Origin of the sequence: Humibacillus xanthopallidus, assembly GCF_006716675.1 — a bacterium.
Taxonomy (GTDB): domain Bacteria; phylum Actinomycetota; class Actinomycetes; order Actinomycetales; family Dermatophilaceae; genus Humibacillus; species Humibacillus xanthopallidus_B.
On record NZ_VFPM01000002.1, the window covers coordinates 305927 to 329294 of the forward strand.

Annotated in this window: 21 protein-coding genes; 10 read left to right on the forward strand and 11 right to left on the reverse strand. The window is 68.2% G+C overall.

What is annotated here, in order from left to right:
* Positions 1-8: 8 nt before the first annotated feature.
* The gene (locus FBY41_RS09350) at positions 9-1109 is read right to left on the reverse strand and encodes an alpha/beta fold hydrolase (RefSeq protein ID WP_185748995.1); all 1101 of its coding nucleotides are present in this window, start codon (positions 1107-1109) and stop codon (positions 9-11) included.
* Between the two features lie 393 nt (positions 1110-1502).
* Between FBY41_RS09350 and merB the strand changes: the two genes are divergently transcribed.
* Entirely contained in the window at positions 1503-2165 is a 663-nt protein-coding gene (merB, locus tag FBY41_RS09355; protein ID WP_141843790.1) for an organomercurial lyase, read from the forward strand.
* A 155-nt stretch (positions 2166-2320) separates the two neighbouring features.
* Here merB and FBY41_RS09360 read toward each other — a convergent pair whose 3' ends face one another.
* From FBY41_RS09360 to FBY41_RS09375, 4 genes are all read right to left on the reverse strand, one after another.
* Positions 2321-2593 carry a hypothetical protein gene (locus FBY41_RS09360; RefSeq protein WP_141843792.1) on the reverse strand — a complete coding sequence of 91 codons (273 nt, stop codon included), beginning with the start codon at positions 2591-2593 and terminating at the stop codon, positions 2321-2323.
* Between the two features lie 87 nt (positions 2594-2680).
* Positions 2681-3253, reverse strand: coding sequence for a mycothiol transferase (locus FBY41_RS09365; RefSeq protein ID WP_141843794.1), 573 nt, complete (start codon positions 3251-3253; stop codon positions 2681-2683).
* Between the two features lie 154 nt (positions 3254-3407).
* Positions 3408-4268 (reverse strand): aminoglycoside phosphotransferase family protein, encoded by an 861-nt coding sequence (locus FBY41_RS09370; protein WP_141843796.1) that lies wholly within the window; start codon positions 4266-4268, stop codon positions 3408-3410.
* A 247-nt stretch (positions 4269-4515) separates the two neighbouring features.
* Positions 4516-5298 (reverse strand): collagen-like protein, encoded by a 783-nt coding sequence (locus tag FBY41_RS09375; RefSeq protein ID WP_185748996.1) that lies wholly within the window; start codon positions 5296-5298, stop codon positions 4516-4518.
* Positions 5299-7080: 1782 nt separating this feature from the next.
* Here FBY41_RS09375 and FBY41_RS09380 point away from each other — a divergent pair.
* The gene (locus FBY41_RS09380) at positions 7081-7536 is read left to right on the forward strand and encodes a hypothetical protein (protein ID WP_141843800.1); all 456 of its coding nucleotides are present in this window, start codon (positions 7081-7083) and stop codon (positions 7534-7536) included.
* 176 nt (positions 7537-7712) lie between these two features.
* Here FBY41_RS09380 and FBY41_RS09385 read toward each other — a convergent pair whose 3' ends face one another.
* Positions 7713-8156 carry an SRPBCC family protein gene (locus FBY41_RS09385; RefSeq protein WP_141843802.1) on the reverse strand — a complete coding sequence of 148 codons (444 nt, stop codon included), beginning with the start codon at positions 8154-8156 and terminating at the stop codon, positions 7713-7715.
* Between the two features lie 139 nt (positions 8157-8295).
* Between FBY41_RS09385 and FBY41_RS09390 the strand changes: the two genes are divergently transcribed.
* Positions 8296-8889: a GNAT family N-acetyltransferase gene (locus FBY41_RS09390; RefSeq protein ID WP_141843804.1), complete on the forward strand. Its 594-nt coding sequence runs from the start codon at positions 8296-8298 to the stop codon at positions 8887-8889.
* Between the two features lie 109 nt (positions 8890-8998).
* Here the strand turns inward: FBY41_RS09390 and FBY41_RS09395 are convergent, their stop codons facing one another.
* Positions 8999-9295, reverse strand: coding sequence for an antibiotic biosynthesis monooxygenase (locus FBY41_RS09395; protein WP_141843807.1), 297 nt, complete (start codon positions 9293-9295; stop codon positions 8999-9001).
* A 262-nt stretch (positions 9296-9557) separates the two neighbouring features.
* On the opposite strand from FBY41_RS09395, the gene FBY41_RS09400 reads away from it, so the two are divergent.
* Entirely contained in the window at positions 9558-10499 is a 942-nt protein-coding gene (locus FBY41_RS09400; RefSeq protein ID WP_141843808.1) for an acetoacetate decarboxylase family protein, read from the forward strand.
* Positions 10500-12401: 1902 nt separating this feature from the next.
* Positions 12402-13298: a polyphosphate kinase 2 gene (gene ppk2 / locus FBY41_RS09405; protein ID WP_141843809.1), complete on the forward strand. Its 897-nt coding sequence runs from the start codon at positions 12402-12404 to the stop codon at positions 13296-13298.
* 19 nt (positions 13299-13317) lie between these two features.
* Here ppk2 and FBY41_RS09410 read toward each other — a convergent pair whose 3' ends face one another.
* The 3 genes from FBY41_RS09410 to FBY41_RS09420 are packed head-to-tail and all read right to left on the reverse strand — an operon-like array spanning position 13318 to position 16742.
* Positions 13318-14292 carry a glycosyl hydrolase gene (locus tag FBY41_RS09410; protein WP_141843811.1) on the reverse strand — a complete coding sequence of 325 codons (975 nt, stop codon included), beginning with the start codon at positions 14290-14292 and terminating at the stop codon, positions 13318-13320.
* Positions 14293-14336: 44 nt separating this feature from the next.
* Positions 14337-15938 (reverse strand): acyl-CoA synthetase, encoded by a 1602-nt coding sequence (locus FBY41_RS09415; protein ID WP_260439670.1) that lies wholly within the window; start codon positions 15936-15938, stop codon positions 14337-14339.
* 12 nt (positions 15939-15950) lie between these two features.
* On the reverse strand, positions 15951-16742 hold the full coding sequence (locus FBY41_RS09420; protein WP_141843814.1) for an SDR family NAD(P)-dependent oxidoreductase: 792 nt from the start codon (positions 16740-16742) through the stop codon (positions 15951-15953).
* A 182-nt stretch (positions 16743-16924) separates the two neighbouring features.
* Between FBY41_RS09420 and FBY41_RS09425 the strand changes: the two genes are divergently transcribed.
* Positions 16925-17575: a TetR/AcrR family transcriptional regulator gene (locus FBY41_RS09425; protein ID WP_141843816.1), complete on the forward strand. Its 651-nt coding sequence runs from the start codon at positions 16925-16927 to the stop codon at positions 17573-17575.
* A gap of 12 nt (positions 17576-17587) precedes the next feature.
* Here FBY41_RS09425 and FBY41_RS09430 read toward each other — a convergent pair whose 3' ends face one another.
* Positions 17588-18433, reverse strand: coding sequence for a FadR/GntR family transcriptional regulator (locus FBY41_RS09430; protein ID WP_141843818.1), 846 nt, complete (start codon positions 18431-18433; stop codon positions 17588-17590).
* Positions 18434-18615: 182 nt separating this feature from the next.
* Here FBY41_RS09430 and FBY41_RS09435 point away from each other — a divergent pair, with 182 nt between their 5' ends.
* From FBY41_RS09435 to FBY41_RS09450, 4 genes are all read left to right on the forward strand, one after another.
* On the forward strand, positions 18616-20370 hold the full coding sequence (locus FBY41_RS09435) for an L-lactate permease (RefSeq protein ID WP_141845042.1): 1755 nt from the start codon (positions 18616-18618) through the stop codon (positions 20368-20370).
* A complete protein-coding gene (locus FBY41_RS09440; protein ID WP_260439671.1) occupies positions 20367-21128 on the forward strand; it encodes a (Fe-S)-binding protein in 762 nt (253 codons plus the stop codon). The genes FBY41_RS09435 and FBY41_RS09440 overlap by 4 nt, the downstream gene beginning before the upstream one ends.
* Before the next feature lie 92 nt (positions 21129-21220).
* Positions 21221-22636: a LutB/LldF family L-lactate oxidation iron-sulfur protein gene (locus FBY41_RS09445; RefSeq protein WP_260439802.1), complete on the forward strand. Its 1416-nt coding sequence runs from the start codon at positions 21221-21223 to the stop codon at positions 22634-22636.
* On the forward strand, positions 22636-23367 hold the full coding sequence (locus FBY41_RS09450) for a LutC/YkgG family protein (protein ID WP_141843824.1): 732 nt from the start codon (positions 22636-22638) through the stop codon (positions 23365-23367). Before FBY41_RS09445 ends, FBY41_RS09450 begins: the two co-directional genes overlap by 1 nt.
* Position 23368 lies beyond the last annotated feature (1 nt).

Genomic DNA, 23368 nt, shown 5'->3' on the forward strand with positions numbered 1-23368 from the left:
GGCCCGGCTCAGGTGGCGGCGCCGAGTTGGTCGTTGGTTTCCGGCTGCTCGGTGGCAGGTTCGGGCTGGGCTGCGGGATGCTCAGCGATGAAGGTCAGGACGTCCTGTAGGAAGCGCTTCTCGGAGAGCAATCCCTCGTGCCCCTTGCCTTCATACAACCGAAGGGTGCAGTCCGGTATGAGCCCGGCCGTGTCCTGGAACATCTCCTTGGGGAAGTAGGGGTCCTGGTCGCCGCCGACCAGGAGCACCGGAATCGTGATGTCCGGCAGGACCTCGCGCGCGTCGCTGGCAGCTTCCGCTTCGGCCTCGACCATCACGTCGTTGTCGAAGTGTGGGTGGGTGTTGCCGTACATGGAGCGGCCCATCACCTCGCCGAGGATCCGTCGCGCGGGGCGGGGCACCCGCGGGTACATATCATCGACGAACAGCGCCATGGCCTCGCCGGCCCGTCCCTGGCTGAGCAGCCGCGCCGAGCGCAGTAGGAGGTCCTTGTCGTGCTCAGCGTCGGCGTAGCCGGCTGCCACGATGATGATGTGTTGGAAGGTTTCAGGATGCCCAGCGGCCAGGTAAAAGGCGATCTGCCCTCCGGTGGACATGCCCAGCACCAGGTCGACCTTGCCGCCGAACTCTTCGCCGATCACTTGGGCGTAGTCGTTGGCCATGTCGGCAAACGAGTGCCCTGTGGGCATGTTCTGTCTGCGGGTGACCCACCAGACGGTGTAGCCGGCATCGGCGAATGGCCGGGACCAGGACTGGCCCATTCGAAGCGCCAGGCCCCCGGTGGGGAGCGTGTTTCCGGGACCTCCCGGGATCCATAGCAGGGTCTTCGGGCCTCCGCCCATCCGCAAGTAGGCCATGCCGTTGGCGAAGATCCCGAAGACCGGATCCGGGCTGGAGGTGGGTTGTGCCCGGAGCCGACGGCGCACCATGGCACCACCGGCCGTGGCAGCCCTGGTGGCCCCGGCGATCACGGCCCTCGCGATGCCCCAGACCGGTTCGGGGGCGGGCCTGCGCCCAGCGCCAGCCGCGTCGTTGGAGCCCAGCTGTTCTGCGGGCGGATCGACTTCGCTGACCAGGGCGTCGGCTGGCAACTGTGTTCTGCGCGTCATGGTTCTCCTCCAAATCAACGCGAGCGGAGGATCCGGGACGGGATCAGCGCGCAGCCTTCTCACGCTTCGGGGGTGCTGCTCATCAGCGCGAAGAGCACGTCGTCTTCCTGGGCCGCCCCTCGGCCTCGACACTCGCTGACATGATGCTTTCCTTCCGGACGGTCCCATGGTGCGGTCGCCCGTGGCCAACGGTGTAGTGCCGGAAGTCCCGGCTTCCAGCCGAGAGCACCTCTTTGCCCGCGCTATCGCAACCGACGCACGAATCCCACGGTGGCCAAACGGTCGGGCTCAACGCACTCATTTGCCGCTCTTCGAGCGATAGTGCCGAATGGCGTGCTCGCCTGGACCAGGTCTCCCCTCCAGCGGACCACGAGGCCTTCTAACCTCGGACAGGTGGACACAGAAGACCTGCGAGTTGCCGTCTACGACCGGTTCCGTCGGGGCGAGGCGCCCAAGGTGCAAGCACTGGCTGCGGATCTGGCGGTGCCGCCGGCGGAGGTCACGGCAGGCCTGCGAGCCTTGGTCGCGCAGCGGCATATCGCGTTGGGCGCCGACGGGGAGATCGCCATGGCGCACCCGTTCACGGCGGTGCCCCTGGGGTTCTCCGTGATGGGGCGGGACAGGTTGTGGTGGGGCGGCTGTGCGTGGGACTCCTTCGCCCTGCCACATCTGCTGCCCGAGCAGGGACCCATGGTGGTGGCCACAACCTGCCCCGCCTGCGATCGCGCCCATGCCTGGCGAGTCGACAACGAGCAGCCGCCGCCGGGCGAGCAGGTGGCGCACTTCCTGGTGCCGACCACGCAGATGTGGGATGACGTGGTCTACACGTGCGGGCATCAGCGGATCTTCTGCTCCGAGAACTGCGTGTCCGCCTGGTTGGGCCTTTCGGGGAAGGAGCGCGGTTATGTGATGGATCTGCCGACCCTGTGGCGCTTGGCGTCGGGCTGGTACGCCGGACGGCTCGAGCGCGGCTACGTCCGGCGCGAGCCGAGTGCGGCGGCAGGGTACCTGCAGGAGGTCGGCCTCTCGGGTGCGTTCTGGGGCCTCCCTGACTGAGCAGGGTTGTATGCGGCTCATGCCGGCGTCCGCATGGTCGACAGGCGGCGACGTGACGCACCTCGCCGCCGTTGGTGACGTCCGGCTCGCGTCAACTCAGGGTGCTGGGCAGGACCTCTGTTCCTGATCCGACGGCATCCCGGCGCCGATGGCGTTCACGTGGACGTCCTCGTCCTCCATTCGTCGATCCGTTCGGTGGCCAGCAGCCTGTTGCTGGGCGTCGGCCGCTCCGGGAGGTGCTCGTCGCATAGCACGACGCGAAACTCGTTCTCGTAGGTAAGGATCCACACCGCGGGATTGGGACAACGTTGCCGTTCCTCTTCCCTGCTGGGAGTGAACACGTTCCACTCGCAGGTGGGCCAGAACGTCGGGTCCCTTCGCAGCGCGTCGGCGGTCGTCCCCATCCAGCCGCCGGATCGGTCTGTCATGGTGGCTCCTTTTCCTTTCATGTGGCGCCGACGCCATCGGCCAGACGCACTGTTTCCGAGTGCGGCAGACGTCCAGGTGGGGAGGAATCAGGGCACCGGGAAGTCTTTCGGAGGGCCTTCTCCCGTAGCCCCGTCGACTTGTTCACGCAGCAGGTCGGCGTGCCCCGTGTGGCGGGCATACTCCTCGATGATGTCGGCGAGCAGCCGGCGCACGCTCATACCGTCCCGTGTCGTCTGCTCCAGCCCACCGTGGGCCAGCACTTCCGCCAGCGCTTCGCGGGAGCGATGCACGGTCTCGACCCAGAGGGCGCGCAGAGCATCGGGCGGGTCGTGAGCTGCCGTGCTCCAAGCCCAGTTCTCCCAGTCCCGATCGAGAGCCAGCTGGTCGAACGGCGCCAGGGGCTGGCGACCCGCGAGCCGGTTCTGGAAATAGAGCTCCTCGACCCAGGCAAGGTGTTTGAGCAGGCCCCCCAGCGTCACTGCCGACGCACCGAGCCGCAGACCCAGCGCCTCGGCGCCCAGATCGGCAGACTTCCACGCGAAGGTCCGCCGGTTGCGTTCCAGGGTGATCACAGCCGTATCGACCTCGTCGCCGCGCATGAAGCGCTCCATGTCCCACTCTGGTGGCTGGCCGGGCGTGAAGCCGAAGGCGCTCGTCATCAGCCCACTATAGGAATGGCCCCCTCACACGTCCTGCGGGTGCAGCAGCGGCGAGACCACGGAACGCCAACACAAGTAGGTCGGCTGGCGACGGTAGGACGCGTTTGGCGACCATGCGTTGGAGGAGCGATCGCCACTTTGCGTGTGCGTTGCTCTAGTCGGCGGCAAGAGCGCCGAGCGCGGGCCACGGCGGACCCTGGCGGAGCAAGGTCAGGATGTCTCGGCCGTGTTGGAGCCCATCCGGGAACTCATCGCGGACGTCCCAGCGCCAGGCGGCGACCATGGCCAGGGCCAGCCGGCGGCACTCTGCCACAAGGACGCGGTCGAGATCCGGGTAGTGCGCGCTGACCCGGTGTGGGACGTGCGCGACGTCGAACTCGATGGGTCCACGGCAGCACGTCTCGAGGTCGATGAACAACAGCCCGTCTCGGGTGCGCAGGAGATTGCCGGGGTGCGGTTCGCCGTGCAGCAGCTGCTCGGCGGCGCCGCGGGCGAGGATGCGTTCACGCGCGTCGTGCAGCGTGTTCAGGAGCAGCCGCCGGTCAGACTCGCCGAGCCTGGGGGTCTCGTGTTGGTGGGCGACCAGTTGTTCAGCCTCCGCGACTCGGTCCAGGAAGTGCGGCGTTGTCTGGAGATCGACGCTGCGCAGGCCGGCGTGGAGGCGGTGGAGCGCGTCTGCGTAGGTGGCTGGTGAGTTGGGGTCGGGAGCAACCGACTCGTAGTAGGTCCAGAAGGTCACGGTGAAGCCGTCGCGTTCGTAGGGGCGCGGCTCGACTCGAGGCTCGAGCGCGGCGACGGGGCTTGCCGTTTCAGTGAGTCGCTGGGCGAGGTTGACCTCGAACGCGGCGACCTCGTGTCCCGTCAGTGCTACTCGAGCCAAGACGTTGCACGGGGCCAGGCGTAGGGCGAGCTTGTTCGATTGGTGCACCATCACCGCGTCGTCGATGTCCAGCTCTAGCTCTGCGGCCAGTGCTGTGGCCGCGGCTATCGCGCGGGGAACGAGCTGCGCCTCCACAACATGGATTCTCGCACTGGCCCGAAAATCGGCATCCGGTAGCGCCCACGCGCCCAGCAGGCGGCGGTATGACGCGGGCCTGGTCAGGTGATGAGGCGTTCGATCCAATATCGGTTCCTGCGGCACTGTCGCGGTGGTCGTGTCTATTGACTTCGAGTGCGATCTGTGGCTTGGCTGGGGGCCGAAGGATCCTGCCGGGGTGCACGCTAACTTCAGCACCCAGATGGGGTCAGCGTGGACTGAGCGTTCAGTGGACCGTGATGATGGGGGTGGCGTGTGTCCACTCGAATTGAACGTTTACCTTGAAGCTCGGCACAGGCTTCTGGCTGTTCGGCACGGCCGGGTCGTAACAGACAGCGTTGACGCGCAGTGGTCCTCCGACGTAGGTACCGACATTCGACAACGTCAACGGGGGCTCTTGGCCGGGCGGTGGTTGGTCGATAAGCCAGTTCGCGAAGATCCCGTTGCCTACGCCGACCCATAGCCAACTGTTCGCGCATCCGCTGAAGTCGCCGCTCAGGCTGGCCCATAGGCCTTTCACGCTCGCGCGGGGCTCGATCTGTTGCGTCGAATCCTTGACAACATACGAGTCGCCGTTGGCCACCCAGGAGATCTCCCAATTGGCGATCTCCACAGGCATCCTCCCGTTCTCGCCGTCCTGCCCGGGCGGCCCCTGCGGTCCTTGCGGGCCGGGTTCACCTGGCAGGCCCTGGTCACCCTTCAAACCAACGGGGCCCGGGATGCCCTGAGAGCCCGTTGCTCCGGTCTGCCCCGGTTCGCCTTTCAGTGAGGCAAGGAAGTCTTCGGCGCTGCCTGTGTTTCCCCCCTGCAACCAGAGCGCATATGCGGAGATTCCAGGGGGGCCCGGCTCCCCAGCGACGCCCGCGGCGCCGGGATCGCCGGGCACCCCTTGCTCGCCCTGCGGGCCCACCGGTCCGCCAGGCCCGGGGTCACCTCGTTCGCCTTTCTGGTTCCAGTGGAGGAGTTGCTCCTTGGCGGAGCAGGTCTGACCAGCGTCGGTGTCGATCACGCGAAGAGCGCCGCCCGGTTTTGAGTAGCAGGCACTGATGATGCCGCTTCCCTCGCTCGGAACCTGCGCAAAGGCGACTCCGGCGCCCAACATAAGGACGGCTCCCCCCAATCCGGCGACCACTATCCGTCGACGTGCTCGTTTCATTGAGACCTCCCCCGTTCCTTGAAGCACCGACACCGCCCTCGGTGTCGCCTAGCTACAACGATCGCACCGCCATCGAGAGCAGTAAGGGCCCTAAGTCCCTATTTAGGGGCAGAACGTCGTTGAGCCCGCGCACGTGCGATCTCGTCGTTCGAGGTGCTGCCCACCCGGCGGTCGCCGGGCTCGACAGCCGCGGCGACAAGATGAACGTGCGCTCAAACCCGAACGACCGCGACGATTCCCCGAACGATTCGGGATCGCGCGACCAGCGCCCTTGGTGGAAGGGAAAGCGAGTCCTCATCCCCGGCCGGGGTCCTCGCCGTGGCGCCCATTGGGTCAACGATCAACCAGAACGGCACTGACGTGGGGCCTTCGGGCACGGCCCCTTCGCCCAGCGTGACCGTGGAAAGATCATCCGCGTCCGAGACGGCCGCCGCTCCTGATCCGACGTCAGCGCATGAGGAGACGCCCGAGGACACATCGACACCGGAGCCGGTGTCCTTCGCCGGCGACTACGACGGAGCATTCGGGTCCTTCACGGTCGTCAAGAAGTCCGGGCACGGCGACGCCGTTGTGAAACCGCGAGCCGGCTTGAAGGGTGCATCCTGACCCCCACTCATCGTGGTTCCAGGAACTCTGCCATCCATTCGCTCGACAGCGGCAACCAGGACCTGGACCTGCTGGTCGACGACACTGGTCGGTACAGCGGCACGACGTTCATCGGTGAGGGACTCAACGACGAGACTCCCACCAAGCTGAAGATCGAGGCAGACGTCAGCTGGACGATCGCCGTGCAGCCCGCGTCTAAGGCTCCCAAGTTCCAGTAAGAACGCGGAGAAGGGCGACGCGGTTCTGCTCTACGAGGTCGCTGCCAGCGACCTGCACTTCACGCACCCCGGCGACCACAACTTCGCGGTGAAGTCCGTCGGCAACGGCGATCTCATCTTGGTCAACGAAATCGGCAGATACAAGGGGGTCGTCCCGGTGACGGACGGGCCGAGCGTCGTCGTCATCACGGCCGACGGAGCCTGGAGCTCCGATCGTCAGTGGCCGCTCCATTCCATCTCCCGCCCCAACGGTCAAGGACATCTCGCGCGGACATTCTGAGCTCCCGCAGACGGGAAGGTCAGCTCGCGGCGGATCGATGCTGCGTCCATTAGGGCGCTACGCGACGAAGTGAGGCAGGGGTGTGATCTGGGCGGTACGCCCCGCGACGGCCTTGATGCGGACTTTCCCGGAGGGCCTGCTCCAGGCACTGAGTGGCCTTGTGTTAGCTCCTTACGATCCGGAGCACGTGCTTGGGGTCGGTCCCGCTCGCTCTTTGATCTCATCGGGATACTTCTGCGGTGTCGGCTTAATCCAGATCCTTCCGGGTCATCAGCCGCCACGAAACCAGGGTGGATCACTGTGCGGGCTCGCAGTGGTGCGGTCCACACCCATCCATTCGGCCTATACCGCGACACCTGTCGGGGTGTATAGATATGCCGAGGGGCGCACTCTGCGCCAGGTGGCTGATCCGGGGGGATTCCACAGCCCGCGCTTCGGCAGACATTCAACGCCGGGGAGTTCCTTGCTCGATCCAGGCACACTTACAGGGAGAATTGCATGCTCAAGCGAATATTCGTAGCACTGGCCCTGATGGCTTTCGCAGTCGTCGGCCTCTCGTTCAGCGCGGCCAACGCCGCCAGCGCCGTCAATGCGACGAAATGCGGGGTGAGTGACCGCTCCGACGTGCAGGTCAACAGGAAGACCGACACGGTCACCGTCCGCGGCGACACCAGCACAACTGGCAACAACTTCTACTGCTACACCAACATCCCGGTCACCGCCGGTGACACCGTCACCTTCGACTTCCTCGGCACCTGCGGCGGGGGCACCCCTCGGGTGTACCTCCAGTTCGACGGTGGCGCGTCGGCCGGCGAGAACACCTTCGACAGCGGAACGTGCACGCAGCTGACGTCCAACACCGGCACCGTCACCTACACGATCACGAAGAGCGGCACCATCACGGCGTTCGCCGAGATCCACGACAGTGACAACGGTCAGACGACGTACTCGAACCTCGTCATCGCCGGCACCCAGATCAACTTCTAGGCACACCCGAGCACATGCGACGGGCGGAACCTTTGGGTCCCGCCCGTTCGGCTTCCGGTAGGGGACAGCCCGCGTGTGGGTGAACACGTACGCCCGACAGGCGGCGGTTGGACGCAACCGGGGTGCATCGATCGCGGTGGTAGCGGCGACCGACGCCGTCGATGAACTCAGGCAGTTCATGTCAGGAGTTCAGTCAACCTCTGCAGTGAATCCGTCCAGCCGGCCCGATGCAAGGCCAACCGCGCGTCGGTCGCGAACGGGCTTTGCCGCAGTGACACCCGGGTCCCGCTGCCCTCCGCTTCGAGAAACAGTCTGACGACCGTCTCCACGTCATCGGGATCGGGATCTTCCCACCGGAAGGTGTAGGCGAGTCGGGTGGGTGCGTCGATCTCGAGGAACTCCCCTACGAGGTGGAACAGTTCACCGTCGGGTGGCTGCATCCCCAAGCGATATCCGCCACCGACCTTCAGGTCGATCCAAATCACGGGTGTGGTGAAGCCTGATGGGCCCCACCACTTCGGGAGCTCGGCAGGATCGGTGAGTGCCGTGAAGACGCGATCGGCCGATGCGCCCAAGGCGCACGTCAACTCCAGCACCAAGGGCCTCGACGTGTCGCTCACGTATCAAGCCTCCCACCGAACGTCGCGCAGGGCGCGGGGCGTGCCCGAGGACTTCGCGGCGGTGAGACGCCTCGACGAGGACACGGATTGACTGTCACGGCATGGTCACTGGCGGCGGCCCCGCCACTAGTCTCGCGGTGTGTCTGAGTTCACCTGGCGATCAGCGAATGACGCGACGAGTGAGGACGTCGAGGCGGTGTTCGAGGCCGGGGGCGCCCGCAAGTGCCGCTGCCAGGCGCTCAAGGTCCCTGGCTGGATCTGGCGCGACACGACCCAGCAGGAGCGCGACACCGCCCTGCTGGAGCAGGCCGGGTGCGGCACGAGCGGCCCCACTTCCGGGCTGCTCGGGTACGTCGACGGCGAGCCGGCCGGCTGGGTCGCGGTCGAGCCGCGGGAGAACTACCCGAGGATCTGGGCCCGCCAGAAAGCGTGGATGCGGATGGACCCCGACCTCGAGGACGTCTGGTCGGTCAGCTGCTTCGTCGTGCGGAAGGGCTTCCGGCGACAGGGACTCATGTACGAGCTCGCCGCCGCGACCGTGGTGTACGGCAGACAGGTCGGCGCTCGCGTCCTCGAGGGCTACCCGACCGAGCCGCCGCCCGGGAAGACCGTGATCTGGGACGAGGCGTCGGTCGGGCTGCTGCAGGTCTTCCTCGACGCCGGCTACGAGGTCGAGGCTTCGCCCACCCTGCGCCGCAGGGTGGTGCGACACCGACTCGGCGCCTCGCTTTGACGCTCGGTTCCGTCCCAGCCCAAGCGCAGTAGTCGTTTCTGCGCCTATCGCTCTACGCGGCGGTGTGACGCAGGCCTGGGCCGCGCAAGTCATCCCAGTAGGGTGCCGCTCAGGCAGGATCCGCACTGCCGGCGAGGACCTGCATGACCACCAAGGTCGGCTCAGCCGTGAAGCGGCGGAACAACGCAGGAGCAGCAGGCGGTTCAGGCGATGCCCTCATCGCATCGAGCGCCGCACGATCTCGCCAAAGCGAGTGAATCGCCCAATGCCATTGTCCGTCTCCAAGCAGTCGAGTCTCGAGTAGCCCGTCCGGAAGACCGCCGGCCAGCAGGTTCTCGAAGTCTGCCGTCAGGTCGTGGGCCTGACCTTGATCCACGTCGGCGGACACCATTGTCAGGATGTTCATGAGGCCAAGGATCCGGTGCAGCACGTGCCGTTGCACAGTCCTCGTTCTCGGCACGATTGAGGGCGCCATCTGTGGCATCTGAGGGGCGTGTCCGGGGTCACCGGCATGACTCGGACCAGCGGTCGCCCGAGCCATCGGCAAACCACGCAACACCACGCGCCCGGCAGCGCGGCGGTAGGTCTCATGCTCGGGACCAAGGACTCTGGCGTTCCTGCTGCCCGGTGGCGTCGTCTGGGAATGACCACCTAGGAACGGGGGAGTCATGCGCAGATGGGAGGGCTGGACCCGGTCCGGCCGCGACGCGACGTTCTTCGACTGGGCTGGGGAACGACCCGTCGCCGAGTTTCGCGGGCGCGTGGTCAGGGGGCCGACGGCGATCCACCGGATTGCTGCGTTCCAGACGTTGCACCTGGCGGCATTCGACCCGGTCCGTGCCGCGATCCCGACCGGCGACCTGCGCCCGGTGCGTTGGTTCGACGGTCGCGCTGTCGTCTTCGTCTCTGCGATGCGCCACCAGGACGTGACGGCGAGCTACGACGGGGGTGAACCGTACATTGCCCCGCCCTACGGCGAGGTCAGCGTGGGCGTGATCGTCAGTCGGCGGCCCGCACCACGCGGCCTGCCGGTTTTTGGCCGCAGTGTCCGCGGCTTCGTGCTGCACATGCCGGTGACCACGGCCATCGCAGCCGAGAGCGGTCGGCTGCTCCTCGGATACCCGAAGTTCGTGTCCGACATGGACTTCGTCGACGAGCCGGCCCGCCGGTCCGTCACCGTCTCAGAGTCCGGCCGCGAGATCCTGACGGTGCGGGTAATGCCCTCAGGGCGCGTGACGACGAACCGGGCCCCGGTGATCATGTACTCCGTGCTCGACGGTCAGCTTCTAGAAAGCACTGTCCGATTCTTCGGCCACCGGCAGACGATGATGGGCTCTGCGAGTGGCCACCTCGCGTTCGGGGACCACCCGGTCGGCGACGAGTTGCGCGGACTGAGGATCGACACCAGCCCGATCATGGCGGCTAGCTACCTCGATGCCCGGATGCTGTTCGGCGCAGGCATCCCCGTGGGAACCGGCCACCCGTACCGCGGATACGTCGGGCAGGAGCCAGAACGAGGTCGGTACACAGTGGCCTACCCCGACACGCCGCCACTGAACCAGTACACGGTGCCACTCGACATGCAATCGTCAGTGCACGGGCCAGTGTGACGGCGAAGGATTTCGCAACGCGCCCGGGAGTGCGATAGCGGCATGGCAGATCGCGCCCGCCGGCCGATCCCGCTCTTCTCGGCGGAATCGTCATAGCGGGTCCGGTCGACAGGCGGCGAAACGACGCGGTTATCGGGTCTAGTGTCACCAGTCACCCTCAACGTCGTTCAATGGAGATGGACGCCCTGACTGTCGGCTCGAGCGTCGAAGGGGTCGCTGCGCTGACTCTCAGCGTTCCGGCCTTTTGTGCTCGCCGAGCGGAGCGGCGCACTCGAGAGCGACCCGACGTCCAGTGGGTGTTTGGTGGCGCCGGTTTGGCAATCTCCACGTTGGCAACGCGGGGACGGACACGGCCAGGGCAATGGCCGTTGACGTGAACCAAGCTCTGGCGACATCCAAGACGCAGGCAGACCACGCGATCTGGCCCGGGAGGAAAGCACCACCTTCGCCGTCTTAGACGTGCCCGGGAAGGTTGGGACGGCTTCGCCCACGTCTCCATGTCCTAGGAAACCGATCGGGTCACCGCCAAGTCGACAGGCCAACGGTGGAGCGCTGATGGTTGGACCCCGGAAGTTAGGTGCAGCCCGGTCACGGCCCTTGCGTCGGGTCACGCTGGCCTGACCGAAAGGGAAGTCTCCCCGCCGGACATGATGTGATGGCGATGATCCAGCGCAGCTACGGAGTGGTCGACGCCCTTATCGACGCGGCGATACATACCACCTCCGCGCTGCCGCCGCGCTGCTTCGATTGCAGCTCGACACCCCTTTCTGGGCTTCGGCGGGGTAGGTGGAGCTCGGGTCCTCGGCCACGCCATTTCACCGCTGCCGCCCTGCATCGGGCCGTCCTCGGCAGTCGATTATGTGGCAACGTCACCTCCCGATGACCCCACTGGCAATAACGCCCACCGCGGCCACACACGCAGTAACTGCGCTTTCGACAGACGTGTTCAGGAACGAACTCGCCGCCCGGTTGAGAATCGTCGGTTCACCTGCACCGACAGTCTCCGCGACTCCCGGTGATCGCTCTGGAAGGGGCTCGGACAGGGGGAGCGTCCACGATCCCAAGAGCAGCTCAGTCGCCTGAGACCGTAGACCGCTAACAGCCTCCGGACTGGGGGCTTGGATCAGCTGAATCTCCGCCTCACCAAGACGGTGCGCGAGGTACTGGTGGTGGCTCCGCGACCTGTCTCGGGCAACTGAAGTACCCGCCATGCGGCCGGCAAGCATCCCACTCGTGAGGATCCGTTCTAGGTCTGGAAGCACCGCCACGAGGTAGGCGCGGTCCTCCACTGTCAGCACTGCCCGGTCACGCAACCGGTTCAATACCGCGGAGGCGTAATAGTCGAGTGCGGGACTGGGCCAGAGGCGTAGCGAAACCTGGCGCCATTGCAGTAGAACGAGGAACGTCAGCGCGGCGATGAAAGCCACTGCCAACGCGTACTGAACATCCGACAGCTCAGACCCGAACGTGCTCACAGTCCAGGTCAGCAGGGCGGCGACCACGACAGGCACGAGCGCGGACCAGAGATACAGGCGCCCGTAACGGGCTGTGCGCCGTGCAGCCAGTGTCGCCTCCGTCGGCTGCCCAGCAGGCGCCCAACGTTCTAGTTCCTCGCGGCTGGGATAGCGGAAACCACGAGGTCTGCGACCGCTTGAGGGGCCAGGTGCCGCCTGAACCATGTTCACATAATGGCGCGCGTTCGCCCACCCCGAGCGCTTTTTGCGTCCCGCGAACCCTAGGGCGTTTCGCGGCGATAGGACGCGGGTGTAGGCCCGGCAGAAGCCGCCACTACGTCCCCTGGTCGCATAGGGAACCCGTCGACACGGACTGGGCCCCTGGGGTGTCGATCTCACCTCACCTGAAAGGTGTCCCGGATCCCAGTCCTCACGCTGGAATGGGGTCATGACCCAGAAGATGGCCCTGCGCGCCTACATCGACCAGCTCCGCACCGAGGGGTACACCGTGCGCGACGACCACGGAGACGACCCCATCCTCATCGCCCCGGACGGCAGCGCCGTCGAGACGTGGCGTGAGGGTTACCCCTACGACGAACTCATGTCGCGCAACAGCTACGAGGTGGAGAAGTATCTGCTTCAGATCGAGCTGCTCAAGTTCCAGTACTGGACGATGGACAGCGGCGCCAAGCACGTCATCGTGTTCGAGGGCCGCGACGCGGCAGGCAAGGGTGGGGCCATCAAGCGTTTCACCGAGCACCTCAACCCTCGGGCGGCGCGGGTCGTGGCTCTCACCAAGCCGACGTCGACCGAGAGTGGGCAGTGGTACTTCCAGCGCTACGTGAACCATCTGCCGACGTCGGGAGAGATCGTCATGTTCGACCGGTCCTGGTACAACCGCGCGGGGGTGGAGCGGGTGATGGGCTTCTGCACCGACGAGGAGTACGAGATCTTCATGGCCCAGGCGCCTGCCTTCGAGCGGATGCTGGTCGACTCGGGGACGACGGTCACCAAGCTGTGGTTCTCGGTGACGCAGGACGAGCAGCGCACCCGGTTCGCCATCCGTCAGATCGACCCCGTGCGCCGCTGGAAGCTGTCGCCGATGGACCTCGAGAGCCTCGACCGGTGGGAGGCCTACACGACAGCCAAGGAGGCGATGCTGGACCGCACGGACAAGCGGCACGCTCCGTGGCTGACCGTGAAGAGCAACGACAAGAAGCGGGCCCGCGTCAACGCCCTGCGTGCCTTCCTGCACCAGTTCGACTACGAGGACAAGGATCCCGACGTCGTGTTCGCGCCTGACCCGAAGGTCGTGAAGCGCGCCAAGCACACGGCCGGCGACTGAGGAGTGACGGCGTCTGCGCTCAGGCGCCCGTGGGCACGAGGTAGCCCTCGGCGTCGAGGGTCACCGAAATCGGGTCGCCGATCCACAGCGCGCCGTCGGCTCCGTCGTGGTGGAAGCCGAAGATCACTGTGCTGCCGTCGGGTCGAGTCACGAGGGGAGCCGCGAAGAGTGTCGGGTCGGCACGGAACGGCCGCGCCAGCGACAGGTCCCACGGCCCGAGCAGCCCCGGTGAGGGCACCGACCACGTGCAGCACCCCTGCGCGTCCTGCTGCCGCTCGGGCGTCATCTCATCGGGATGGCAGGTGAAGACGAGCACCGGCCGGCCGTCGACGACCTGGCTGCGCAGAACCTCGAGCTGACCGAACCCGGCGCCGGGGGAGCACCGCGGCTCGCGCACCTCCCACGTCTCGAGGTCGGCGCTCCACGCGTGGGCGATGACGCCGTCGTCGTTCCGCGCAGCCTCGCGAGCGCGCGCGGTGACGAGCAGGTGCCACCCGTCACCGTCGGGATCCCGCAGCACGAGCGGGTCACGCCACGTCTCGCTGCTGCCCTCGAGATCAGGCCCCTCCGTCGGTCCGGGGTGTGACGACAGCGTCTTGTAGTGCGCCGGGTCGACGCGCAGGGCCGGCTCCGACGACACCCGTGTCCAGTGATGCAGGTCGTCCGACACGGCCGAGCCGATGCGCTGGTCGTAGATGTGGTGGCCCGCCGTCGAGATCGCGGTGTAGAACATCCGCCAGCGCTCGCCGTCCCAGATCGTCGATCCGGTCCAGACCGCGAGGTCGTCGAAACCGGCCAGCGACGGGCGGAAGGTCTCGCCCAGGACCTGCCACTCGACGCAGTCGGTGGAGACCGCGTGCCCGATCGTGGCGTTGACGTGACGCAGCCCCGGGTCGCCGAGCGACCTGGGCGCCTGGAGGTAGAAGAGGTGCACGTCGTCACCGTCGGTGACGGTCCAGGCGTCCCAGATCCAGCGGTCCTCGAGGCGCAGCATGGCCAGATTCTGGCACCGCGGGGGAGGAGTGTGCAGCCCGATGCTCAGGACTGCGACAGTGCGCTCTTGATCTCCACCTTGAGCACCTTGCCGACCTTGGACCGCGGCAGGTCCGACCACACGTGGACGGCCTTGGGAGCCTTGACTGATCCGATGCGCGCCTTGACGAAGGCGATGAGTTCCTCGGCGTCGACCGTCCTGCCCGGCAGCACCTGCACGACCGCCTCGACGCGCTCGCCCCACCGGTCGTCGGGCAGCCCGACGACGGCGCAGTCCTGGACGTCCGGGTGCTGCATGAGGGCCTGCTCGACCTCGGTGGAGTAGACGTTGAAGCCGCCGCTGATGATCATGTCCTTGGCCCGGTCGACGATGTGCAGGAAGCCCTCGTCATCGAGGTAGCCGATGTCGCCGGTGTGGTGCCAGCCGAAGCGGGACGCCTCGGCCGTCGCCTCGGGGTTCTTGTAGTAGCCCGGCATGACGAGTGAGGACCGCACCACGATCTCGCCCCGATCTCCTTGGGGCACAAGGCCTCCCAGAGGGTCCATGATGCCGACCGTGACGAGGGGCGACGGTCGGCCCGCTGACGACAGGCGCTCGACCGCCACCGAGCCGTCGGCCCGGAAGTGGTCGGCCGGCGGCATCATCGAGATCATCATCGGCGCTTCCGTCTGCCCGAAGATCTGGGCCATGGGGCCGATCCGCCGCAGGGCCTCCTCGAGCCGCGACACCGACATCGGCGCGGCGCCGTACCAGAAGCACTGCAACGCGGAGAGATCCGTCGAGTCGAGGGCCTCGTGGCCCAGCACCATGTAGATCAGGGTGGGCGGCAGGAACGTGTGCGTCACGCGGTGGTCCTCGACGAGACGGAGGAACCCGCCGACGTCCGGCGTCCGCATGATGACGATCTCGCCGCCGAGGCAGAGGACCGGGAAGCAGAGAACCCCTGCGGCATGCGTGAGCGGCGCCAGCGCGAGATAGACAGGACGCCCCTCGAAGGGGTAGCCCATCAGCGTCAGCGCGGTCATCGTCTCGAGGTTCGTGCCGGTGAGCATGACGCCCTTGGGCCGGCCCGTCGTGCCTCCGGTGCCGACGATCATGGCGAGGTCGTCGACGGCCGCGAGGTCGGGCCCCTCCGGGGTGTCGGCGCCGCCCCCGGACAGGAACGCCTCCCAGGTGATCGCCCCGGACACCTCCGCACCGACGTCGGCGTCGAGGCACACCCACGTGTGCACCCGCGGCAGCTCGTCGCGGATGCGTGCGACGAGCCCGCTGAAGGCACGCTGGAAGATGAGCACCGAGCAGTCGGACAGCTCGAGCAGGTCGCGGTTCTCCGCAGCCTCGTTGCGGGGGTTGATCGGGCACCACACGCCGCCCGCGCGGCTGATCCCGAAGACGCACGAGAACGCGACGGGATCGTTGGCGGAGAGGACGGCGACCTTGTCACCGGGCCGGACACCCCGGCTCGCCAGTGCGGAGGCCACGCGGAACGACAGGGCCCGCACGGCGGCATACGTCATCGACTGCCCGTCGGTCGTGAGGCAGGGGGCGGCGGGGTCGAGCGAGGCGCCCTTGTCGAGGTAGTCGACGATCCGCACGGCGCGGCGCTCAGCGCTCGTGCGTGCCGGCGCCGGGGGCATCGGGCGCATGGGCCACCGCGCTCACATCCCCATGCCGCCGTCGACGGGCAGGCCCACCCCGGTGATGAACTTCGCGGCGTCGGAGGAGAGGAAGACGACGGCGTCTGCCATGTCGTCGACCTGCCCGAGCCGGCCCGCCGGGGTGAGGCCCACGACGGCCTCCACCGCAGCCTCGGGGGAGGGAAAGAGACCGAGCTCGGCCACGTCGTTGGCGAGGCCCGCACCCATGGCGGTCGGCACGAGGCCGGGGTAGATGCAGTTGACGCGCACGCCGAAGCCGAGCTTGCCGGACTCCATCGCGGCGACGCGCGTGAGGCGGTCGACGGCCGACTTCGTCGCGGAGTAGACCGCGATCCCGGGGAAGGCGATCGTCGCGGCCACCGAGGCGACGTTGACGATGCTGCCGCCCCTGCCGGCCGCGCCGCCGGGACGCATGGCCCGCAGCCCGTGCTTGATGCCGAGCGTCGTGCCGAGGATGTTGACGTCGAGCATGCGGCGGACGTCGGCCGGGTCAACCTCGCTGATGAGGCTCGTCACCTCGATGCCGGCGTTGTTGACGAGGATGTCGAGGCCGCCGAGGCGCTCGACCGTGTCGTTCACCGCGGCCGTCCACGAGTCCTCGTCGGTCACGTCGAGCCGCACGAACCCGTGCTCGTCACCGAGAGCGCTCGCAGTCTGCGCGCCGGACTCCTGCACGTCGGCGACCATGACGCGTGCGCCCGCCGCGGCCAGCGCGCCGGCCATGCCCTCTCCGAGCCCCTGGGCTGCTCCGGTGACGAGGGCGACGCGCCCGGTGAGGTCGATGGACGTCATGGCGGCTCCTTTGCCGGCGGGTCACGGCGCGTCGGCGCCGCTCTGGGAGCACAGTGCTGCAGGGTCTTGACAGTTGTCAAGAGATTCCTTGACAGTTGTCAAGGTCGGTAGTCGGGGTGGGCGTCGCGTGCCCCGAGGGCCCCCGAGACGCCCGCAACGACGACGAGGACGGTGAGTCAGGCGTGAGCCACGCGACGCAGGAGGCGGCGTCTGCGACGGGCCGCTTCGAGCGGGCCGGCATCGACAAGTTCGAGGCACGGCGCGCCGAGCTCGCCGACGCGGCGCTCGCCACGCTCGGCGAGCTCGGCCTCGCCCGGACGAGCCTGCGCGAGATCGCCCAGAAGACGGACTTCTCCCACGGCGTCCTGCACTACTACTTCCGTGACAAGGTCGAGCTCATCACCTACTGCGTGCGCCGCTACAAGGAGCACTGCGTCACCCGCTACGACGCGATCGTCGCCGAATCCCCTGACGCCGCAACGCTGTCCGAGCGGTTTGCAGACGCGCTCGTCGCAACCCTCCTCGACGACACGGCGATGCACCGCCTCTGGTACGACCTGCGCACCCAGGCGATGTTCGACGGCGCGCTGCTGCCCACCGTCGTCGACCTCGACCGCCAGCTCGAGGACATGATCTGGCGCGTCGTCTCGCAGCACGCCGAGCTCGCTGCGAGCGACGTCGCGCTCTCCCGAGCGGGGGTGTATGCCGTGTTCGACGGACTCTTCGAGGGCTCGCTCCAGCGCCACCTCGCCGGCGACACCGCCGCGACCGGACGCCTCCGCACCGACGCCGTCGTGCTCCTCACGCGCCTGATGGCAGAGCCGTCCTCCTGAGGAGGGCCCCCGTCAGGGGGCCTCGCCGGAGCCGAGGGTCTGCCACGCCCGTCTGATGTGGTCCTCGATGAGGCGTGCGGCGTCATCGGCCTGGCCGTCGGTGATGGCGGCGTAGATCGCCTCGTGGTCGTGGCGGAGCTCGTCGATGACCCCCTCCCAGGCGTCGATGCGGCGGAAGCGGTCGAGGATGGGCAGGCGCATCGACTCGCGGATCGCCGCCGTCAGATCGGCCGCCAGCAGGTTCCCGGCGGACGCGGCGATGGCCACGTGGAAGGCCGTGTCGGCGTCGTTGAACTCCTCACGCTCGATCCCGGGCTGTGCCATGTGGTCGAGCAGCTGCTGCATACCGGCGACGTCGTCTGGCGAGGCGTGCCGCGCGGCCAGCCGGGCGCTCAGGCGCTCGAGGCTGATGCGCACCTCGACGACGTCGGGCAGGGGGAAGTTCGCGAGGGCCACGTGCAGGCGCAGGAGCCGGGTCAGTGCATGTGCCGGCACGGCGGTCACGGTCGTGCCCGCGGCGGCTCCGGCGCCCACCGCCGACCGGACGACACCCTGCGCCTGGAGCGTGCGCACCGCCTCGCGCACCGCGGCCCGGCTGACCTGCAGGGTCTTCGCGAGCTCGCGCTCCGGGGGGAGGTGGTCGCCGACCCGGAGCTCGCCGCCGAGGATCCGGTCGTCGACCCACCGCAGGACGCGTTCGAACGCCTGCCCCGCGGGCGCAGCCGGTTCGCGGGCCCCCCCGGCCTCCCCGGCCTCCCCGGCCTCCCCGGCCTCGGGGACGTCGCGAGCCTCGCCGGGCTCGGCGGCCTCGACTGTGTGGCCGGCCTCGACGGGTTCCCGGGACTTCTTCTTCGTCACGACGGGAGCATGCCATCCCCGGGAGGCCGCGAGGCGCGAAATGGTCAGACCACCACGAACGAACAGTGGTCAGACCACTTGACGACGCAGAGACGCCACCCCTACCTTGAGCAGGCGCCTAGTGGTCAGACCACTAATCCGAGCCCGACGACGTGCCACCGGAGGAACCCGTGACGTACCTGATGCCAAGCACCTTCCAACCTGACATCTCGCCCATCGCCGACAACCTGGCCCTCTCGGCCGTCGTGGCGCTGCTCCCGCTCCTCACCGTCTTCCTCACCCTCGGGGTGCTGCGCTGGAAGGCGCACTGGGCCGGCCTCACCGCCGTCGCCGTCGCCGTCGTCGTGGCGAGCCTCTTCTTCGGGATGCCGCTGCACCTCGCCGTCCTGTCGGCCACGGAGGGGGCCGCCTTCGGGCTCTACCCGATCATGTGGATCGTCTTCACCGCGATCGTGCTCTACCAGGTCACCGTGAGGTCGGGTCACTTCGAGGACCTCCGGGCGACCTTCCACCTCATCTCGGACGACCCGCGCATCCAGGCGATCATCATCGCGTTCTGCTTCGGCGGGTTGCTCGAGGCGCTTGCGGGCTTCGGCGCCCCCGTCGCCATCACGGGCGTCATGCTCATGGCCGTCGGCTTCTCGCCGCTGCGGGCCGCGGCGATCGTGCTGCTGGCCAACACCGCTCCGGTCGCCTTCGGCGCGATCGGCACCCCGATCATCACGGCGGGGGCGCTGACGAAGATCCCCTACACCGAGATCGGCGCCTACGTCGGACACCAGACGCCCATCATCGCCGTCTTCGTGCCGCTGCTGCTCGTGCTCATGGCCGACGGCCGGCGCGGCGTGCGCGAGGTGTGGCCGCTGGCCGTCGTCGTCGGCGTCACCTTCGCGGTGGCCCAGTGGTTCTCCGCCACCTACCTCTCCGTCGAGCTCACCGACATTATCGCCTCGCTCGCCGGCCTCGCCGCCGCCGTGCTCTTCCTGCGGGTGTGGCAGCCCTCCGGCCGCGAGGCCGCCCTCGAGTCGCTCGCCGTCGAGCGGGAGCGGGACCGGATCCTCGTCGCCGCCGGGCCTGCAGGAGCCGGCGTCCGCAGCGACCACAGCGAGCCGGAGGGCGAGGCCGTGCTCGCCGCCGAGCACGACCACGCGCTGTCCCTCACCGAGCTCGACGCTCGCGCACGCTCGCTCACCCCAAGGCGCATCGCCACCGCGCTCTTTCCCTACCTGCTCGTCATCGCCGTCTTCGCCGTCGCCAAGCTCGTGCCTGCCGTCAAGGACTGGCTCGCATCCACCGACGTCAAGATCGCCTGGCCGGGGCTCGCCGGCGAGGTGCTCACCCACGCGGGTCAGGTCAGCAAGTCGGCGACCTACACCTTCCCGTGGCTCAGCTCGCCCGGCACGATGTTGCTCATCTGCTCCATCATCACTGCCCTCGTCCTCGGCGTCGGGTTCGGCGGATGGTTCAAGGAGGTGGTCGCGACGGCGGTCAAGATGCGCTTCGCGTTCCTCACCGTGGCCTGCGTGCTCGCCCTCGCCTACGTCATGAACCTCTCGGGCCAGACGATCACGATCGGCACCTGGATCGCCGGCGCCGGCGCCTTCTTCGCCTACCTCAGCCCCATCCTGGGCTGGATCGGCACCGCGGTGACAGGATCCGACACGAGTGCCAACGCCCTGTTCGCCACCCTGCAGCAGACGGCGGGGAAGACTGCTGGCATCGACCCCACGTTGCTCGTGGCGGCAAACACGTCCGGAGGAGTGGTCGGCAAGATGATCAGCCCGCAGAACCTCACCATCGCCGCAACCGCCGTGGGCCTGCTGGGGCGGGAGTCCGACATCTTCCGCAAGGTCGTGCCATGGAGCATCGGGCTGCTCGTCGCGATGTGCCTGCTCGTGGGGCTCCAGTCCTCGGTCCTCGCCTGGATGCTGCCGTGAGCCCCGCATCGCGCGGCGACGGCCCCCGCGTCGCCCTGTTCGCGACGTGCTTCAACGACACGATGTGGCCCGGCACGCCCAAGGCGACCGTCCGGCTGCTCGAGCGCCTCGGGTGCCGCGTGGAGTTCCCCCTCCAGCAGACCTGCTGCGGGCAGATGCTCACCAACACGGGGTATGCCGCCGAGGCCGTCCCGCTCGTCCGCCGCTTCGTCGAGGTGTTCGGTGACTACGACCACGTCGTCGCCCCGTCGGGCTCGTGCGTGGGCTCCGTCCGCGAGCAGCACCCGATGATCGCCAAGGACGACGCGGTGCTGAGCAGCCGGGTGGCCGAGGTCGCCCCGCGGGTCCTCGAGCTCTCGGAGTTCCTCGTCGACGTCCTGGGGGTCACCGACGTCGGCGCCTACTTCCCGCACCGCGTGACCTACCACCCGACCTGCCACTCCCTGAGGATGATCCGCGTCGCCGACCGGCCGCTCCAGCTGCTGCGCGCGGTCCGTGGCATCGACCTCGTCGAGCTGGCAGGTGCGGAGGAGTGCTGCGGCTTCGGCGGCACCTTCGCCATGAAGAATGCCGACGTCTCCATCGCCATGGGCTCCGACAAGGCCCGCAACGTCCTCGACACCGGCGCCGAGGTGCTCGTCGCGGGCGACAACTCCTGTCTCGCCCACATCGGCGGGATCCTCGGGCGGCAACGCTCCGGGGTGCGCACCATGCACCTCGCCGAGATCCTCGCCTCGACCGAGGAGCACCCGGCATGAGCCCCGACCCCGCCCACGACCGCACTGTCGGCAGGGGGGCCGGCCAGGCGGCATACCCCCCGGTGCAGGTGACGTCACCGACCTTCGTCGGGATGCCGAAGTTCCCAAAGGCCGCTCGCGCCGAGCTGGCCAACGCGCAACAGCGCCGCAACCTGCGCCACGCGACCCACACCATCCGTGACAAGCGCGCGCACGTCGTCGCCGAGGTCGACGACTGGGAAGCCTTGCGTGTCAAGGGAGCCGATGCCAAGGACGAGGCGCTGACCCACCTGGCCGACTACCTCGAGCGTCTCGAGGAGAGCCTCACCGCCAACGGGGCCGTCGTCCACTGGGCGCGCGACGCAGCCGAGGCGAACCGGATCGTCGTCGACATCGTGCGGGCCAAGGAGGTCGACGAGGTCGTCAAGGTCAAGTCGATGGTCACGCAGGAGATCGAGCTCAACGAAGCGCTGGAGGCCGCGGGCGTCAGCGCGTGGGAGACCGACCTCGCCGAGCTCATCGTGCAGCTCGGTCACGACCGGCCGAGCCACATCCTCGTGCCGGCGATCCACCGCAACCGCAAGGAGATTCGCGACATCTTCCTGCGCGAGATGGGCGCAGTCGGACGGCCGGCACCCGACGACCTCACGGACGACCCGGCGCGCCTCGCGGAGGCGGCTCGTCTGCACCTGCGGGAGAAGTTCCTCCGGGCCAAGGTCGGCATCTCCGGCGCCAACTTCGCCGTCGCGGACTCGGGCACGCTCGTCGTCGTCGAGTCCGAGGGCAACGGGCGGATGTGCCTCACCCTGCCCGAGACGCTCATCTCCGTCGTTGGCATAGAGAAGGTCCTGCCGACATGGGACGACCTGACGACGATGCTCCAGCTGCTGCCGCGGTCGAGCACCGGCGAGCGGATGAACCCCTACACGACGATGTGGACCGGGGTGCACGAGGGCGACGGGCCGCAGGAGGTGCACGTCGTCCTGCTCGACAACGGGCGAAGCCACGTGCTCGCGGATCGCGTTGGGCGACAAGCGCTTCGGTGCATCCGGTGCTCGGCGTGCCTCAACGTGTGCCCGGTCTACGAGCGAACCGGTGGCCACGCCTACGGCTCGGTCTATCCCGGGCCCATCGGCGCGGTCCTCAACCCGCAGCTGCGGGGCACGACGTCCGACATCGACCGCTCCCTGCCCTATGCCTCCAGCCTCTGCGGCGCCTGCTTCGACGCCTGCCCCGTCCGGATCAACATCCCCGAGTTGCTCGTCGAGCTGCGAGGCAAGGTCGTCGAGGAGTCCGGCCCGACCCCGGAGTCCACCGCCATGAAGGCCGCGGCGTGGGTCCTGTCCGACCCTCGACGGCTCGCCACCGCGCAGAAGGCGGCGACGATAGCCGGGCGGCTCGCGGGTGGCCGCACCATCCGCTCGGTCCCGGGTCTGGGCGCCTGGACGAATGCGCGTGACCTGCCTACCCCTCCGAGAGAGACCTTCCGGCAGTGGTGGGTCCGCGAGCACGGGAACGAGGACGCCTGATGTCCGCTCGAGACGAGATCCTGGCGCGGGTCCGTGACGCCGTGGCCGACGTGACGACGCCACCCCGCGCGGCCGAGACGCCGACGACGGAAGGTGCCGGCGCAGCCGGACCGGCAGCCGGACCGGCAGCCGGACCGGCGCGCGACGCGACGCTCGAGCTCTTCGCAGAGAACGTCGCCGACTACCGGGCCACCGTCCTGCGCGCGACAGGGGAGGAGGTGCCCGCCGTCCTCGCCGACGTCCTCGCGGGGCTCGAGTGCCGGTCGCTCGTCGTGCCGAGCGGTCTCGACCCGTCGTGGCTGAGCCGGCTCCCCGACGCGGTCGTCAGGGTGCCGGAGTCCGAGGCGACGAGCCACGGGCAGCTCGACGACGTCGACGCCGTGGTCACGACCGCGACGGTCGGGATCGCCGTCACCGGGACCATCGTGCTCGACCACGCTGCCGGCCAGGGCAGGCGTGAGCTCACCCTGGTTCCCGACATCCACGTGTGCGTCGTCGCCGACCGAGACGTCGTCCCCCACGTCTCCGACGCCGTGACGCGGCTGCGTCCGAGCCCGGGCAGTGCCCGACCGCTGACGTGGATCAGCGGGCCGAGCGCCACGAGCGACATCGAGCTCCAGCGCGTCGAGGGCGTGCACGGGCCGCGCACCCTCGTGGTCGTGCTCGTCTCCGAACCGACGTCAAAGGAGGGTCCCGGCGACGCAGTGCCCACCCGTGGTGGTGGACACTGAC